Here is a 15,716-nt window from a genome sequence, read left to right on the forward strand (position 1 = left end):
CCGCTATCCCAGCACGGTCCTCGGATCCGGATCGTCGATGAGGGCGGTGATGAGCAGCCGGTCGGGCCAGTGTCCGGCGCTCCACGCGAACGCTCTCGCGAGCCCTTCCGCCGTGTCGTCGGCGTGGAGTTCGCCGTCGAACCACCACGAAACGGCACGGTCACCGACGCTGAGCCCCTCGTGGACGACAACCCCACCTTCGGGAAGCTCCAGGTCGAGCAGTTCGGCCGCAGCGACGACGGCAGGCAGCTCACGCCACGACGCGAACTCGCCTTCGCTGGTCACCTCGGCGGTCGTCTCGTCACCGGCGAGCGCGAGCGCGAAGACGTCGGCGAGCACCGGCGCTGCCTCCCATTCGGCAACCGCGACGAGCCGGTCGGCAGGCCACACCGCGAGCAGCCACGGGGCGTCGAGAACCACCGCGTCGTCCGCGTCGACGACCGAACCGTCGAGTGCCCTTACCCTTCGCGGCGGGTCGAGTTCGCCCGCGAGCCCAGGGGCGGCGGCGAGCGCGGCGTGCGCCCGCATGACAAGTCCCGGCGACACCGTCCGCTCCTGATCGGCGAGCCGGTCGCACAGGTCCTGCGCGTCCTCTGCTCCCGAGAGCGAGAGGCCACTCCTCACCCCGAGCAGTTCGAGCAGCCTCGCGGACAGCCCGACATCGGGGACCTCCTCGTAGAGCCCGGCGAGGTCGTCGGTCCCGCTCAGCCGCCACGACGAGGGCGGTGCGTCGGCGAGCAACGCCGCCCTCGCGAGCCACCAGCGCGTGTGCCCCGCCGGTTCGGTGAGCGCGTGCCAGGTTTCGGGGTTCGCCGCGAGCAGTCGCACCGCGTCGGGCCACGCGTCGTCGGCGACGAGGTCCAGATCGCGCACCGCGAGCACCCTCGAAGGCGGCTCGGGAAGCGAATCCCACCACTCGTCCTCGTCGGGCAGCTCGTGATCGGGACCGGCCGGGTCCTCGTCCGTGACGACGGCGAAGGTGCCGAGCACGCCCGCCGAGGTCAGCACGTCGCTCGGCCACTCTGCCGCGAAGTCCTCGTCGAGCACGCCGAACGGGCTCTCCGAGCCAAGCGCCTCCTCGTCGAAGACATCGAGCAGCGGCGAACCCGGCATGACGAGTTCGTCGGCACGGCGCCACCCGTCGGGCGAAGGCAACGCGAGCGCGCCGAGACCTTCTCCGCCCGCGTAGGCGGCGAGACCGAGTACGGCACGAGCGAGCGGCAGTACGTCGGCACCCGACATCGCGTCGTCGACACTGCGGTCGACGGCGTCCAGCACGGCCGGTGCGACCAGCAACTCCGCCGCACCGGCCTCCTGCGCCCCGAGCCGCCGCAGCAGCGGATGAACGGCGTCGGGGTGCACGAGGTAGAGCCCGGGAATGGTGAGGTCGGCGAAGCCGGGCGGCGTGGGCGTGTCCTGCGTCAGCAAGGCCCCGCGCGGCCCTGGAACCGTGCGGCCGTCCGCGAGTGGGACGGGAAGCGCGCCGAGTTCGTCGAGGGTGATCAGGTGTTGCTCGACGCCGTCGAGCAACACCGAGTACAACGCGTGCCACCACGAAGGCGATCGCTCGATACCGGTGACCGCGTCGACGACCTCGGCGACACCGATCGGGACGGCGCCGACCGCGGCGAGTGTCCTCGCCGGTCCGTGCCCGCACAGCGGTGCCGCGACAAGCCCGGTCACGACGTCGGCCAGCAACGCGGGCAGTTCCGGCAGGTCGATGTCGAGCACCTTTGCGCTCGCGCCCGTCAACTCGACTCCGCCGGAGGCGGCGGGCAGCCAGGGGTCGGCCGCGAGCCGCTCGGCAATCAGCTCACGCAGCAGTGTGTCCACTTCGGACAGCGGGAAGGCCGCTCTCGGCACCAGCGCGATCCGGTGTTCGCCTTCGACGAGCCGCAACAGTCCCGGATATTCCGCGACCGCTGCCTCGAACGCGGCTTTCGTCGCTGGGCCTGCCAGCACCCTGCGCCGGGACGGTTCGACCGGCACCGAGGCGAACAGCCTCGCGGGAAGGGAAAGCCGCTCGTCGGTCGGTGTCGGGGTGTGCAGCACGTCCTCGGTGAGCGGCCTCGGCACGCCGTCGTCCGGCACCGCCCACACCGCGTGCTCGCCGCGATGGACGAGCCACCGCGTCGCGTGTCCTTCGGGCTGGGTCAGTGTGACGAAACCGGCCTCCGCCGTGCGGGTCCACACCGCGCCGTCGACATCGACCTCTGCCAGCCACGGCAACGCGAGCAGCAGGTCCGCGACCTCGGACGCGATGAGCCGCACCAGGCTCTCTTGATCGACGTCGGGGCGCAACGGCAACCGGACCTCGGTGGTGAAGCCTTCCGGCGGTTCCGGTTCCCCCTCCGGCAAAGCCCACGGAAGTCGCAGGATCGGCACGGTCTCCGGTTCGCCTGTTTCCGCGCGCGTACGGTCCTCGGAGAACGAGACTCCGCCGGTCCTGGACACGATCCGGGGAGCGGAGGTGACCGCGAGGACGGCGGCGAAACCGACCCCGAACCTGCCGACGGCCCCTTCCGGCTTCGCCGAGGCACGCAAGGAGGCAAGCGAGGCGACACCGGCGGCGTCGAGCGCCGCCCCGGTGTTGGCTACCCGCAACTCACCGTCCACAACGGACATCCGGATCCTGCCGGGTACGCCTTCGGCGGCCGCGGCGTCGGCCGCGTTCTGGGCAAGCTCGGTGAAAAGCCGGTCCCGGTACCCGCCGACCCTCAGGTCGTGCTCGGCGTTGGTGTCCTCGGTGAACCGGGTCGGCGAATCGCGCCACGACCGCAGGACGGCCGCCCGCAGTGCATCCGCGCCGAAGTCGCCTGTTCCGGCGCCGGGATCAGGACTCTGCTGGCTGTTCACCAACAGCCGGTTCCATGTCAAGCACGGAGTCGTCGTAGACCAGCTCGGCGACCGGAACCGACGAGGTCACCTCGACCTCGACCTCCGAGTGCGCGCCGCAGCCGTACTCGACGTGCACGACCCTGCCGTCGGCAGGCGCGATCTCGTTGCCGCACACCCCGAAGGCCGCGCGCAACGAACCGTCGAGCTGGAGGTAGAAGCCACAGGTTCCGCACCTGCCAGGCGCACTGCGGGCCATGTCGGAGCGCGGGCCGAACTCACCGCGATTCCAGCGGGTCGCCGCGTCGTCCCTTCCGTACCGCGACATCACCCGCTGCCTGCCCAGGCCGAGCTCCCAGCCGATCTCCTCGATCTCGTCGGCCGATTCGGCGTCGACCTCGGTGCTCAAGTAGGCCGGCACGAGCCGCAGATCGTCGGTGTCGGTAGGAAAGATGTCGCCGACCCCGAGATCACCGGGAAGGACCCTCCGCTCCCACGGCACCCAGCGGGGGGCCACCAGCGCGTCGGGACCCGGCCGCAACACCACCTCGCTGACCGTCACCGGAGCATCGAGATCGGCCGCGGCGACCGTCACCGACCAGCACCAGCCCCGGTAGCCGGGAACTCTGGCCGCGAAAAGGTGCGTGACGGACACGGCGTCCTCGTGCTCGACGTCGACGTGCTCGCCGACGCTGTCGGCCCCGGCGTCGAGCGCGGCGGCATCGCGCGCCAGCTCGACCGCGTCGACCAGTTTCCGGCGGACCTCGCCGTCGTCGAGGGTGAGCAGCAGGGTCATGCAGCCAATTGTGCAGTACGTAACTGTGCGCGTTCGTGCCAGGCTGGTGTGGTGAGAAGAACGCTGAGTGTGATCGCGGTACTGACCACCCTCACCGCCTGCGGCGCGACGCCCTCCACCGCACCCGGACAGGGGCGAGGAAACGACGAAAACGACCCGGTCGAGCGACTGCGGGTCGAGGTGATCGAGGACCTGCCTCACGACAGTGAGGCGTTCACCCAGGGCCTTGAGTTCTCCGGCGAGACGCTGTACGAGGGCACGGGCCTGCTCGGCCAGTCGACCCTGCGCAAAGGAAAAGCCGGAGCCGAACCCGACGTCACGGTCGCGCTGCCCGATTCGCTGTTCGGCGAGGGCATCACGGTTCTCGAATCGACCGTGTGGCAACTCACCTGGCAGGACGGCATCGCCATCGAGCGCGACAAGGACACCCTCGCAGAGGTGCGCAGGGTGAACTACGAGGGCGAGGGCTGGGGTATCTGCCACCAGGCGGAAGAGGGCAGGCTCGTCATGAGCGACGGCTCGGCGACGCTGACCTTCCGCGACCCGGAGACCTTCGAGGCGAAGGGGACGGTGAAGGTCACGGAGAACGGCGCGGAGATCGATCAGCTCAACGAACTCGAATGTGTCGGCGGCACCGTGTATGCGAACGTGTGGCAAAGCGACGACATCGTGCGCATCGACCCCGCGACAGGTGAGGTGACCGCGAGGATCGACGCTTCGGGCCTGCTTGAACCCGGGGAGGCGCAGGGGGCGGACGTTCTCAACGGCATCGCGGCATACCCGGGAACCGACCAGTTCCTCATCACGGGGAAGCTGTGGCCGAAGATGTTCAGGGTGAAGTTCGTCAACGTGGCCTGATGCCCAGCACAGGCGACCATCAGTACGGCAGGATTGAGGTTATGCGTTCCGGTCGGAGGGGTAAGCGGAAATGGACGCCCGAACCCGGGGCGAGCCAGCCGCCTGCCGAACGGGCGGAACGCACCCGGGTCGAGCGGCCCGCGCGGCAGGGCTGGGAACGCGCGCCGCAGGGTCCGCCTCCCGAACAGCCGCCCACTCGCAGGCAACCACCGTGGCAGCCGACGGCCGACGAGGCGCCGACCGGCGCCGTCCCTGTTCCACCGCCATACCACCCGCAACAGCAACCGCCGCGAGGTCAGGGCGCCCGGCCCTACCCTCCGCAGCAGCCCCGGCAGCCGCGTCCATGGCAGCAGTCGCCGCGCGCGCAGGGGGACTTCGAGCGCTACGACACGGGTGGGTACGCGCCGGGTCAGCCGCGCGAAGCGCAGGAAGGTCCGCCACCCGGTCAGCAACCACCGCCCTCCGGCAGGGGAGACCAGCAGACCAGGGTCGAACACGGCCTCGAAGGCGCCGAGGGCATGCCCCGGCTGCCGAAGAAGCTCACCGTCACCAGGGTCGCCGCACTACGCGGCAAGCAGCTCAGCGGCCAGGCCGTCGACGCGTTCAAGCGGGCGACGAAGGCCGACGGCGCCGACAAGTCGGGGCTGACCTCGCTGTCGTACGCGGTGATGCTCAACTACGCCAGTGACGCCGCGATGGCCGTCGCGCTCGCGAACACCCTGTTCTTCGCGGCAAGCAGTGGCGAGAGCAGGGGCAAGGTCGCCCTGTACCTGCTCATCACCATCGCGCCGTTCGCGCTCGTCGCACCGGTGATCGGTCCGGCGCTCGACCGCATCCAGCGTGGCCGCAGGCTCGCGATGTGCGTCGCGTCGGCGGGCCAGGCACTGATGTGCGTACTGATGGCGCTGCACTTCAACGACTGGGGGCTCTATCCGGCCGCGCTCGGCAAGATGGTGCTTTCCAAATCCTTCATGGTGCTCAAGGCGGCGGTCACGCCAAGGGTCGTTCCACCGGACATCACGCTGTCGAAAACCAATGCCCGTCTCGCCGTCTTCGGGCTCGCGGCCGGTGGTGTGTTCGGTGCGATCGCGGCGGGGTTGAACTCCGTACTCGGCTCGTCGGGAGCACTGTGGTTCACGGCGATCATCTGTGTCGTCGGCGCGGCGCAGGCCATGCGCATCCCGGCCTGGGTCGAGGTCACCGAGGGCGAGGTTCCGGCCGCGCTGACAGCGAGGGGCAAGGAACGGAAGAAACGCCAGCCCATGGGAAGACACATCGTGGTCGGCCTGTGGGGCAACGGGTCGATCAGGGTGCTGACCGGGTTCCTCATGATGTTCGCCGCGTTCGCGGTGAAGGCGCAGACCGAGGACGGCGGCCAATCGCCCTTCATGCAACTGCTGATGCTCGGTGTGATCGGTGCCGCGGCGGGCGCGGGTGGCTTCCTCGGCAACGCGCTCGGCTCACGCATGCACTTCGGCAAGCCCGACCAGGTGGTGCTCGGCTGTGTCGCGGCGGCACTCGCCTCGACCGTGCTCGCCGCGTTGCTCGCGGGGCTGGCGACGGCCGCGATCGTCGGCCTCGTCGGCTCCACCGCGAGCGCGCTGGCCAAGAACAGCCTCGACGCCGTGATCCAGCAGGATCTACCAGAGGAATCCCGTGCTTCGGCGTTCGGCCGTTCCGAGACCGTGCTCCAGCTCGCGTGGGTGTTCGGTGGCGCCGTCGGCCTGCTGCTGCCGCCGACCTACTGGATCGGGTTCCTCGTGGTCTCCGTATTCCTCGCGATCGGCCTTACACAGACCTGGCTCATTCGCAAGGGCTCGTCGCTGATCCCTGGTCTCGGCGGCGATCGACCGCTACGCCCCGATCCCGCCGGTGCCGAGGGCAGACCGTAGTCTGCGAATCATGCGACGTGCGTTGATGGCGCTGCTTGCGGGCGGTGCGGTGACCCTGGCCGGCTGTTCGGCCGCCCCGCCGCCCGAGATCACCTTCTTCGCCGACGGCGAAGCCGCCACCGCCGTACCACTGATGTACTGCGACGCGCTCATGCGTTCCTGCGAGCAGGGTGGCGACGCGGCGACGCTCAAGGTGCGTCCCGGCAAGCCGGTGCAGATCTCCGTGCCCACGGCGATCGCGGAAACGCCGTGGCTCGTCAACGTGCAATACGTCAACGCCGACGGCGAAGTCCAGCCGGTGAAACAAGAGGTCTTCACCACAGGCGACCGCCTCGCCTACACGATCACTCCCGACTCACCCGATGATCAGCTCATCGTCGTGGAGATCCAGCAACTCAGTGGCGCATACGCCGCCAACCAGCAGGACGAGCCGCTTCTCGACGAGAGCGGCCAGCCCCAGCTGGTCGTACGCGGCGTGTGGTCACTGCAAATCGACCCGGTCGCCGCCTGAGCACGCCTCAGGTTCCGCCACGCAAAACCGCCCGGGGCCGTTTCGACAGCGGCGAAGCCGCCAAAGAGCGGGCCGCCAACTCGCACTGAAGCGGGTTCTGAGGCGGTTTCTCGCGAGGACAGCGACGACGTGGTGTATGGGCATACATGAGGAGACGATCCCGCAGCGAGAAACCACCTCAGGTTCCGCCACCCGCACCGCCAAGCAACCCAGCCCGAAACCGGTCCCTACGGGTCGAGGTCTCTGGCGACGGCGCGCATGACGTCGGCGATGCGTTTGGTGTTCTTGCGATCCGGGTAGCGGCCCCTTCGAAGATCGGGCTGCACACGCATTTCCAGCAGCTTGATCATGTCTTCGACGAGCCCGTGCAGTTCCTCGGCAGGACGGCGACGGGCCTCGGCGACGGAAGGCGGCGGGTCGAGCAGTCGCACGGAAAGAGCCTGCGGACCGCGGCGCCCGTCGGCGACACCGAATTCCAGTCGCTGTCCGGCCTTGAGGGCCTCCACCCCCTGCGGTAGCGCGGCTTTTCGAATGTAGACGTCCTCGCCACCGTCCTGGGTGACAAAGCCGAATCCCTTGTCCGCGTCGTACCACTTGACCTTGCCGGTCGGCACTGCCCTCACCGTTCCTTCGCTACTCCGGCCGCGGGTCCGGCCATGACCGGCCCCGCACGACGAACGCGCCCCAGGTGCGTACCCAGGACGCGTGTCAGCCAAGCCTATCTCGCCACATGCGGTGGGGAGAAGCAGATTGCCCGCCTTAAGATGTAGGCATGGAGTCCGCCGTCCGCGAAACCCCGTCCACCAGCACTGGCGCCCCGATGCTCATGCGCGCCGGTATCGTGCTGTTCGCCGTCGGCATGCTCGCGGTGCTCGCCGTGTTCGTCATGTTCGCCGCCGGACTCGAAGAACTGCCCGTATGGCTTTCCGTCGCGGCGGGTGTCGTGACTCCGCTCGGGCTGGGACTCGGGCTCGTCTCACTGATCCGCGAGCATCGCAGGCGCTGACTCAAGCAAGGCCGGAAACTCGGCAAGCGAACCGAGTACCACGTCGGCGCCTTCGGCCAGCAGTTCCGCTCGCGAGCACGGGCCCGTCTCGACGCCGACCGCGAGCGCTCCCGCCGCGAGCGCGCCCCGGATGTCGCCCGTGTGGTCGCCGACGTAGATCTTCGCGCCATGCTCGGTGAGCGCGCTCGCCTTCTGCGTCGACCACAGGTCGCCGACGAGTTCGTCGACCGCGAAGGCCAGTGAGTTGACGTGCAGTGCCGCGTTGGGCGCGTACTTTCCCGTGACGACGAGTGTGCTGCCGCCCACCGCCCTGACCGCTTGGAGCGCGGCGGTGGCGCCGGGAAGCGCGACCGTGCGAGGAATCACGACGTCGGGATAGATCGCCCTGAACCTGGCTATGAGTTCCGGAATCCGGTCTTCCGGCGTTCCGAACTCGCGGAGCACGTGATCGAGCGGCGGGCCGAGGTTGGCGGCAAACGCCTCACCGTCCAACCGATACCCCGTCTCTTCCGCGAGTTGTCCCATCGCGGCGATCATGCCGGGCCTCGGGTCGATCAACGTCATGTCAAGGTCGAAACCAACGCACATCCCCACGCCGACACCGTAACCGGCCGCAGCTGTTGACAGCCAGGATGACCACGTCCAGCCCCTTGACACCGGAACCACCTGTGTCAAGATGAAGTGTGTCGCAGGTCACCAGCTTCTCCGAACGCACCAGGGCTTCGCTACGCGAACAACTACTCGACGCCGCGACCGATCTGCTGCCGGAACGGGGCTACGCGCGGCTGCGCATGGCCGACGTCGCGACCAAGGTCGGCGTCAGCAGGCAGACGGTCTACAACGAGTTCGGCAGCAAATCGGCACTGGTGCAGGCCGTCGCGCTTCGGACGACGGCGGAATTCCTCGAAGGCATCCAGCAGCGCCACGAAGCCGCGCCCGATGTGCTCACCGGCATCTTCGACGCGACGGTGTTCACGATCGAACACGCGAGGGAGAACCGGCTCGTCGCAGCGGTACTCGGCACGGAGGTCGCTGAAGATCTCGTTCCCTTGCTCACCACGAGGGGTGAGCCCATTCTTCGCGCGGCGACCGAGGTGTCGGAGGCTCACCTACGCGATCGGCTTCCCGGACTCGGCGATCCCGCTTTCGTCGCGGAGACCATGGTGCGCCTCACGCTGAGCCATCTCGTATTGCAGACCTGTCCGGCGACCGAAGTGGCCTCGGACGTCCGCACGGTGATCGCGGCACTCATCCGATCGTCCACAGTGTCCAACAGGAGTGACTAGGAGAGCTCATGACCGGCACCGTCGCAGTCCACCGGGCTGGATTTCAGTCACTGCGCAAGGGAGGGCTCAACTGGGATTCGTTCCCGCTTCGCCTCTTCGTCAAGGGAAACGCGAAGTTCTGGAATCCCGCCGACATCGATTTCAGCTCCGACAAGGCGGATTGGGAAACCCTCGACGACGACCAGCGCCGCTCGGCGACCTACCTGTGCGCGCAGTTCATCGCGGGCGAGGAAGCCGTCACGGAGGACATCCAGCCGTTCCTGAAGGCGATGGCCGCGGAAGGACGGCTCGCCGACGAGATGTACCTGACTCAGTTCTGCTTCGAGGAAGCCAAGCACACGGAGGTTTTCCGGCGCTGGATGGACGCGGTCGGCCTCACCGAGGACCTGCACTCCTACGTCGCCGAGAACCCCCACTACCGCAAACTGTTCTACGAGGAACTGCCTGAGTCGCTGCACGTACTCGAACACGATCCCAGCCCTGCCAACCAGATCAGGGCCAGCGTCACCTACAACCACGTCATCGAGGGAAGCCTCGCGCTCACCGGCTACTACGCGTGGCAGAAGGTGTGCACGTCGCGGAACATCCTTCCCGGTATGCAGGAACTCGTCAGGCGCATCGGTGACGACGAAAGACGGCACATGGCGTGGGGAACGTTCACCTGCCGCAGGCACATCGCGGCCGACGACTCCCTGTGGGACGTCGTGCAGCAGCGCATGGGCGAACTACTTCCGCACGCGCTCGGCATGATCGAGTGGGTCAACAGCCAGTTCGACGAACCGCCGTTCGGCATCGACAACGAGGAATTCGTGCAGTACGCGGCGGACAGGGCACAGCGAAGGCTCGGGGCGATCGAGTCGGCGAGAGGCGCCGATGTCGCCGCGATCGACCTCGACTACACGCCGGAACAATTGGAGGAGACCTTCGGCGAGGAGGACGCGCGGGCGTTCGCCGCCATCGCCGAACAGAGCTGACCGATCAGTCCATTGTGGTGGCTGTGACAAATCCACCACAATGGACTGACATCACGCGTGCTTGGTGTGTGCCGCGTCGCCGAGGCCGAGCAGTTCGATGGAACGCTGCCGCATCTCGACCTTCCTGACCTTTCCCGTCACCGTCATCGGAAACTCGTCGACGACGTGGACGTACCGCGGAATCTTGTAGCGGGCGAGCTTGTCCGCGCAAAACCGGCGCACGTCCTCGGCGGTGAGTTCGGCCGTCCCCTCCCGCATCCTGATCCACACCATCAGTTCCTCGCCGTAGCGAGCGTCGGGAACACCGATCACCTGCGCGTCGAGAATGTCGGGGTGGGTGTAGAGGAATTCCTCGACCTCGCGCGGATACACGTTCTCCCCTCCCCTGATCACCATGTCCTTGATGCGGCCGGTGATGTTCAGGTACCCGTCTTCGTCCATCACGGCCAGGTCGCCGGTGTGCATCCAGCGCGCGGCGTCGATGGCTTCGCTCGTCTTGCCGGGCTCCTCCCAGTAACCCAGCATCACCGAATATCCCCTCGTGCACAGTTCTCCCGGCACGCCACGCGGCACCGTCAGTCCCGTTTCCGGGTCGATGATCTTCGTTTCGAGATGCGGCCCGACCCTGCCGACGGTCGACACCCTGCGCTCGACGGAATCGTCACTTCTTGTCTGCGTCGACACCGGCGAGGTTTCCGTCATCCCATAGCAAATGGACACCTCGGCCATGCCCATGCGCTCGATCACCTGCTTCATGACCTCGACCGGACACGGCGAACCGGCCATGATTCCCGTTCGGAGACTGCTGAGATCGAACGAGTCGAAGCCGGGCTCCGCCAGTTCGGCGATGAACATCGTCGGCACGCCGTACAGCGACGTGCACCGCTCGGCCTGCACGGCGTCGAGCGTCGCGTTCGGGTCGAAGGACGGCGCGGGAATGACCATGCACGCGCCGTGACTCGTCGCGGCGAGATTGCCCATCACCATGCCGAAGCAGTGATAGAAGGGCACGGGAATGCAAATGCGGTCGGCTTCGGTGTAACCACACAGCTCGCCGACGAAGTAGCCGTTGTTGAGGATGTTGTGGTGGCTCAGCGTGGCGCCCTTCGGGAACCCCGTCGTCCCCGACGTGTACTGGATGTTGATCGGATCGTCGGCACTGAGCCGCTCACCGATCTCGGCGAGCCGGGCTGCGCCGCGTTCGGCTTCTTCCCTTCCGGAGGTGAGCAGCCGCTGCCAGCTTTCCGTTCCGAGCAGTACGACGTCGGTCAGTCGCTCGCAACGCGGTCGCACCGATTCGATCATCCCGGCGTAGTCGGAGGTTTTGAACTTCGCGGCGGCGACGAGCGTGCCGATACCAGCCTGGTTGAGGACGAATTCCAGCTCGTGTTCGCGGTAAGCGGGGTTGATGTTGACGAGAATCGCGCCGATCTTGGCCGTCGCGTACTGGGTGAGGATCCATTCGGCGCAGTTCGGGGCCCAGATCCCGACCCGGTCGCCCTTGCCAACCCCTCGCGCGAGCAGGCCGAGCGCGAGCGCGTCGACGTCGGCCGCGAGCTGCCGGTAGGTCCACCTTCTCCCGGTTTCCCGCTCGACCATCGCGTCCCGGTCCCCGAAGGCGGCGACGGCCCGGTCGAGGTTGGCGCCGATCGTGTCGCCGAGCAGCGGGACGTCGGATATTCCTGATGCGTAGCTTGGCAGAGCGGGCGCAGGCGACATGGGTGCCTCCTCGACGTCGGCGTTGACTGTCTTGCCCGAAGTGTAGGAACACCGGCACCCCGCCTGCCATCTGCACATGGAGGTTCGTCGCACGCGGCTGGTAGCGTTTCGTTCCATGTCTGGCGCTTCCGCTGCGGCCACTGCCGCTGTGACGAGGACGCACCGCCTCTAGCGGCGGCGCGCTCATCAACCGAACGTTCCGCCGCCCCGGTTTCCGACCGAAGCGGCCATTTCGTGCTGCTCGGATTCCTTCTTCGAGCAACGGAGCGTTTTTTCGTGAATCTCAAACTCGGCGACCCTCGCGTGAGCGAGTCCTCGTGGCGGCGGCCGTGGCTGACGCTGGGCTGCCTTGCCATGTTGCAGTTCCTCATCGCCGTCGACGTCACGGTCGTCAACATCGCCCTGCCTTCGATCGGCACGCATTTCGACGTCGGCACTCGCGGACTGACCTGGGTCGTCGTCGGCTACACCATCACCGGCGGCGGCCTGCTCATGCTGGGCGGCAGGCTCGGCGATCTGCTCGGCAAACGGCGGGTGTTGCTCGCGGGCACCTCGGTGTTCGGCGCGGCCTCGCTGCTGGCAGGGCTCGCGCCGACCTTCCCGCTGCTGGTCGTGGCACGCCTGCTCCAGGGCGTCGGCGAGGCGCTGGCACTGCCGTCGGCGATGGCGCTGATCATCTTGGCCTTTCCGGAAGGACCACGGCGCACCCGTGCGCTGAGTGTGTGGGCCGCGGTGGCGAGTACCGGGCTGGTGCTGGGCTTCGTGCTGTCAGGGACCATCACCGAACTGCTCGGCTGGCGATGGATCTTCTTGATCGCCATCCCGTTCATCGTCGTGGTGATGTGCGCCGTCCTGGTACTCGTCCCCAGGGACACGCGAGTCGCGCGAACGTCGTTGGACGTTCCCGGCTCGATCCTGCTCACCGCGGCGCCGTTGCTGTTCGTGTTCGGTGTCATCGAGGCTGGAGAAGAGAACGCCTCCCCGTGGCTCGCCTCGTCGGCATTGGCGGGGGCGGTGACGGCGGGCGTGCTGTTCGTCGTCGTCGAACGCACGGCGCGAAACCCGCTGGTCCCGCCCTCGTTCCTCGCCAACCGGGGCAGGGTGCTCGCCAACGGCGCGACGGCACTGCTCAGCGCCGCGCTGTCGACCTCGTTCCTGCTGTTCACTCTCCATTTGCAGGAACGAGCCGGTCTCACCCCGCTTGAGGCGGGCGTCGCGCTGCTGCCACTCGCCGTGGCGCTCGTCGCGGCCGTGACATTCGTTCCCCGCCTCATCGGCAGGTGGGGAGCCAGGACGTGCGCCGTCATCGGTATCGCGCTGACGGCCTTCGGGATGATCGCGATCGCCGTCGCCGCGAGCAGCGGTACGAATGCTCCCGCCATGCTCCCCGCGATGGTGTTGATCGCGGCGGGCATGGGATTCGGGCTCGTCGGCCTTCAGTACGCGGCCGTCACGGGAGTGACCGAGGACGACGCCGGAGTCGCCTCCGGCGTGCAAAGAGCAGCGGACCAGCTCGGCGGTTCGACGGGAATCACGCTCTACATCGGCGCCGGGTTCTCCCCAGCGCTGTCGGGCTTCGATCCGTTCGTCGCCAGCTCCGTGCTGGCGACGGCAGGGCTCGTCGCGGCCTGCCTGCTCGCGGCCCGCATCAGCGGGCGCCGCACCACGAGCTGACCCCGCACGACGAGATCGGGCGGTGCCGGTCGCATCAGACCGGCACCGTCCCGGAACGTCCGTGTCCGGAGAGCTGCCGTACGAGCACCACGCCCGGTTTTCCGGGACGATGAAGGCATGCGCACGCTACTGAACGTGATCTGGCTGGTGCTCGCCGGATTCTGGCTGGCGATCGGTTACGTCGTCGCGGGGATCATCTGCTGCATCCTGATCGTCACGATCCCGTTCGGGCTCGCGTCGTTCCGGATCGCCAACTACGCGTTGTGGCCGTTCGGCCGCACTCTCGCCGACCGGCGCGACGCGGGAGCGCCCTCGCTGATCGGCAACCTGATCTGGTTGATCTTCGCGGGCTGGTGGCTGGCTATCGGCCACCTCGTCACCGGGTTCCTGTTGTGCGTCACGATCATCGGGATCCCGCTCGGCATCGGCAACTTCAAGATGATCCCGGTGTCGTTGTTGCCACTCGGCAGGGAGATCGTGCCGGCTTCGGGAGCAGCGGCGGCAGCCGTCAGGCCCTGATCGCCGTCAGTCTTCCGGCTCCCACGGCAGTTCGACGACGAGGCAGGGGCCGCCGACGAAGAGACCACCGTCGATGCCGAGCGCCTTGCCACCGGCATAGAGGTAGGGGGCCTCGATCTCGGAGGGATGGATGCCGAGCTGGTCTGCGATAACACTGTGCCCATGCACGACGCGCTTGCCGCCGAGCTGGGCGAGCAGGATGTCGGCGAGGTCAGGACCGTGTGGGCCTCGGAAGGCATACCGCGTCGTCATCCGCCGCCAGACCTCCCACCACTTCGCGAGATCCTGGCCGCGAAGGACCTCGTGCACGGCGCCGTTGATCTCGTCCGGCGTTTCCCCCCATTCGAGGTATTCCAGGGTGTCCGAATGGACGAGCAGATGATCGGCGACGACCGCGACCACAGGGCGGGAGACGAGCCACTCCACGTGCTCCTCGGTCAGTTCCTCCTGATCAGCGGCGAGACCGCCGTTGATCTCCCAGCTTCTCGCGAAATTGCGCGGTCCGAAATCGGAGGGCACGGGTTCTTCGCCGAAGTTGTACATGCCGAGCAGCAGAATCTCGTGATTGCCGAGCAGGCTCTCCACGAAACCGCCTGAATCGGGCGCTTGCCGTTGCAGCTTTCTGACCAGGTCGATCGCGGCGATACCCGCGGGGCCCCTGTCGACGAAGTCGCCAAGAAACCACAGGTGGGCACTGCCGCCTGCCCAGTCGCCCGACTCGTCGACGAGACCACGCTTGGCCAGCGCCTCGGCCAGTTCGTCGCGGTGCCCGTGGACGTCACCGACGACGAACGTGGGGTCTTCCGTCACAGTTCGACGATAAGCCCTCGCGGCAACCCCCCGAAGATCAGGCCGACCCGAACGGGTCCTTCGTACGACCGACCAGGTCGGCGATCGAATTGACGACCAGCGTCGGCCGGTATGGGTAGCGGTCGGCCGATTCCCTCGTCGAAATGCCGGAGAGCACCAGAATCGTCTGCAACCCCGCCTCGATTCCCGAATGCACGTCGGTGTCCATCCGGTCACCGATCATGAGCGTGTGCTCGGAATGCGCCCCGAGTGACCGCAGGGCCGAACGCATCATCAGCGGATTCGGCTTGCCGACGTAATAAGGGGAACGGTTGGTCGCCCGCTCGATGAGCGCGGCGATGGAACCGGTAGCGGGAAGCAGACCTTCCCTGCTCGGGCCCGTCGGATCGGGGTTGGTCGCGATGAACCGCGCCCCGCCTTCGATCAGCCGGATCGCCCTCGTGATGGCGGTGAAGCTGTAGGTCCTGGTCTCGCCGAGGACGACGTAGTCGGGGTCGGTGTCGGTGAGCACGTAGCCCACCTCGTGCAGCGCCGTCGTCAGCCCGGCCTCGCCGATGACGTAAGCCGAACCTCCCGGCCGCTGATCTTGCAGGAACTTGGCGGTCGCGAGCGCCGACGTCCAAATCGATTCCTCAGGCACGTCCAGCCCGCTGCGCGCGAGCCTCGCCCGCAGGTCACGCGGAGTGTAGATCGAGTTGTTGGTGAGCACGAGAAAACGGGCGTCATTGGCACGTAGCTCGGCGAGAAACTCGTCCGCGCCGGGCACGAGATGTTCCTCGTGCACCAGTACGCCGTCCATGTCGGTCAGGTAGTTCCAGCGCTGGTCGCTCATGCCC

15 protein-coding genes are annotated in these 15,716 nt (G+C 67.6%); 8 read left to right on the forward strand and 7 right to left on the reverse strand.

Translation table 11 applies throughout. The annotated features are described in order from the left end of the window. Window positions 1-3: 3 nt before the first annotated feature. Entirely contained in the window at window positions 4-2,856 is a 2,853-nt protein-coding gene (locus tag BAY61_RS28115; protein WP_170140173.1) for a sacsin N-terminal ATP-binding-like domain-containing protein, read from the reverse strand. Beyond that, on the reverse strand, window positions 2,834-3,631 hold the full coding sequence (locus BAY61_RS28120; RefSeq protein WP_091803419.1) for a DUF3027 domain-containing protein: 798 nt from the start codon (window positions 3,629-3,631) through the stop codon (window positions 2,834-2,836). Before BAY61_RS28120 ends, BAY61_RS28115 begins: the two co-directional genes overlap by 23 nt. Before the next feature lie 51 nt (window positions 3,632-3,682). On the opposite strand from BAY61_RS28120, the gene BAY61_RS28125 reads away from it, so the two are divergent. From BAY61_RS28125 to BAY61_RS28135, 3 genes are read left to right on the forward strand one after another with little or no spacing between them, the layout of a single operon-like run. Continuing rightward, window positions 3,683-4,489, forward strand: a complete 807-nt coding sequence (locus BAY61_RS28125) for a glutaminyl-peptide cyclotransferase (RefSeq protein ID WP_245865501.1) — start codon at window positions 3,683-3,685, stop codon at window positions 4,487-4,489. 41 nt (window positions 4,490-4,530) lie between these two features. Then, on the forward strand, window positions 4,531-6,381 hold the full coding sequence (locus BAY61_RS28130) for an MFS transporter (RefSeq protein ID WP_091803416.1): 1,851 nt from the start codon (window positions 4,531-4,533) through the stop codon (window positions 6,379-6,381). A 10-nt stretch (window positions 6,382-6,391) separates the two neighbouring features. After that, the gene (locus tag BAY61_RS28135; RefSeq protein ID WP_091803413.1) at window positions 6,392-6,892 is read left to right on the forward strand and encodes a DUF2771 family protein; all 501 of its coding nucleotides are present in this window, start codon (window positions 6,392-6,394) and stop codon (window positions 6,890-6,892) included. Between the two features lie 227 nt (window positions 6,893-7,119). Here the strand turns inward: BAY61_RS28135 and BAY61_RS28140 are convergent, their stop codons facing one another. Next, a complete protein-coding gene (locus BAY61_RS28140; RefSeq protein WP_091803410.1) occupies window positions 7,120-7,506 on the reverse strand; it encodes a cold-shock protein in 387 nt (128 codons plus the stop codon). A 158-nt stretch (window positions 7,507-7,664) separates the two neighbouring features. Between BAY61_RS28140 and BAY61_RS28145 the strand changes: the two genes are divergently transcribed. After that, window positions 7,665-7,898 carry a hypothetical protein gene (locus BAY61_RS28145; RefSeq protein ID WP_091803407.1) on the forward strand — a complete coding sequence of 78 codons (234 nt, stop codon included), beginning with the start codon at window positions 7,665-7,667 and terminating at the stop codon, window positions 7,896-7,898. Here BAY61_RS28145 and BAY61_RS28150 read toward each other — a convergent pair. Then, entirely contained in the window at window positions 7,869-8,462 is a 594-nt protein-coding gene (locus tag BAY61_RS28150; protein ID WP_420848785.1) for an HAD family hydrolase, read from the reverse strand. The two genes, BAY61_RS28145 and BAY61_RS28150, sit on opposite strands and share 30 nt — an antisense overlap. A gap of 119 nt (window positions 8,463-8,581) precedes the next feature. Here BAY61_RS28150 and BAY61_RS28155 point away from each other — a divergent pair, with 119 nt between their 5' ends. Both BAY61_RS28155 and BAY61_RS28160 read left to right on the forward strand, forming a co-directional pair. Continuing rightward, on the forward strand, window positions 8,582-9,184 hold the full coding sequence (locus tag BAY61_RS28155; RefSeq protein ID WP_091803402.1) for a TetR/AcrR family transcriptional regulator: 603 nt from the start codon (window positions 8,582-8,584) through the stop codon (window positions 9,182-9,184). An 8-nt stretch (window positions 9,185-9,192) separates the two neighbouring features. After that, the gene (locus tag BAY61_RS28160) at window positions 9,193-10,158 is read left to right on the forward strand and encodes a R2-like ligand-binding oxidase (RefSeq protein ID WP_091803399.1); all 966 of its coding nucleotides are present in this window, start codon (window positions 9,193-9,195) and stop codon (window positions 10,156-10,158) included. Between the two features lie 51 nt (window positions 10,159-10,209). Here the strand turns inward: BAY61_RS28160 and BAY61_RS28165 are convergent, their stop codons facing one another. Then, on the reverse strand, window positions 10,210-11,877 hold the full coding sequence (locus BAY61_RS28165) for an AMP-binding protein (RefSeq protein ID WP_091803396.1): 1,668 nt from the start codon (window positions 11,875-11,877) through the stop codon (window positions 10,210-10,212). A 276-nt stretch (window positions 11,878-12,153) separates the two neighbouring features. Between BAY61_RS28165 and BAY61_RS28170 the strand changes: the two genes are divergently transcribed. Together BAY61_RS28170 and BAY61_RS28175 are read left to right on the forward strand one after the other, a co-directional pair. Further along, window positions 12,154-13,551: an MFS transporter gene (locus tag BAY61_RS28170; protein ID WP_245865504.1), complete on the forward strand. Its 1,398-nt coding sequence runs from the start codon at window positions 12,154-12,156 to the stop codon at window positions 13,549-13,551. 117 nt (window positions 13,552-13,668) lie between these two features. Further along, the gene (locus BAY61_RS28175; RefSeq protein ID WP_091803394.1) at window positions 13,669-14,070 is read left to right on the forward strand and encodes a YccF domain-containing protein; all 402 of its coding nucleotides are present in this window, start codon (window positions 13,669-13,671) and stop codon (window positions 14,068-14,070) included. Window positions 14,071-14,076: 6 nt separating this feature from the next. Here the strand turns inward: BAY61_RS28175 and BAY61_RS28180 are convergent, their stop codons facing one another. Together BAY61_RS28180 and BAY61_RS28185 are read right to left on the reverse strand one after the other, a co-directional pair. Next, window positions 14,077-14,880: a metallophosphoesterase gene (locus BAY61_RS28180; RefSeq protein WP_091803391.1), complete on the reverse strand. Its 804-nt coding sequence runs from the start codon at window positions 14,878-14,880 to the stop codon at window positions 14,077-14,079. Window positions 14,881-14,917: 37 nt separating this feature from the next. Further along, entirely contained in the window at window positions 14,918-15,712 is a 795-nt protein-coding gene (locus BAY61_RS28185) for an HAD-IIA family hydrolase (RefSeq protein WP_091803388.1), read from the reverse strand. Window positions 15,713-15,716 lie beyond the last annotated feature (4 nt).

The sequence above is a fragment of the Prauserella marina genome, from assembly GCF_002240355.1.
Lineage (GTDB): Bacteria > Actinomycetota > Actinomycetes > Mycobacteriales > Pseudonocardiaceae > Prauserella_A > Prauserella_A marina.

Coding starts and splice junctions, on each gene's coding strand:
- BAY61_RS28185 (WP_091803388.1), bottom strand. CDS start 15,712: ATGAGCGACCAGCGCTGGAACTACCTGACCGACATGGACGGCGTACTG.
- BAY61_RS28160 (WP_091803399.1), top strand. CDS start 9,193: ATGACCGGCACCGTCGCAGTCCACCGGGCTGGATTTCAGTCACTGCGC.
- BAY61_RS28150 (WP_420848785.1), bottom strand. CDS start 8,462: ATGACGTTGATCGACCCGAGGCCCGGCATGATCGCCGCGATGGGACAA.
- BAY61_RS28130 (WP_091803416.1), top strand. CDS start 4,531: ATGCGTTCCGGTCGGAGGGGTAAGCGGAAATGGACGCCCGAACCCGGG.
- BAY61_RS28135 (WP_091803413.1), top strand. CDS start 6,392: ATGCGACGTGCGTTGATGGCGCTGCTTGCGGGCGGTGCGGTGACCCTG.
- BAY61_RS28145 (WP_091803407.1), top strand. CDS start 7,665: ATGGAGTCCGCCGTCCGCGAAACCCCGTCCACCAGCACTGGCGCCCCG.
- BAY61_RS28175 (WP_091803394.1), top strand. CDS start 13,669: ATGCGCACGCTACTGAACGTGATCTGGCTGGTGCTCGCCGGATTCTGG.
- BAY61_RS28165 (WP_091803396.1), bottom strand. CDS start 11,877: ATGTCGCCTGCGCCCGCTCTGCCAAGCTACGCATCAGGAATATCCGAC.
- BAY61_RS28120 (WP_091803419.1), bottom strand. CDS start 3,631: ATGACCCTGCTGCTCACCCTCGACGACGGCGAGGTCCGCCGGAAACTG.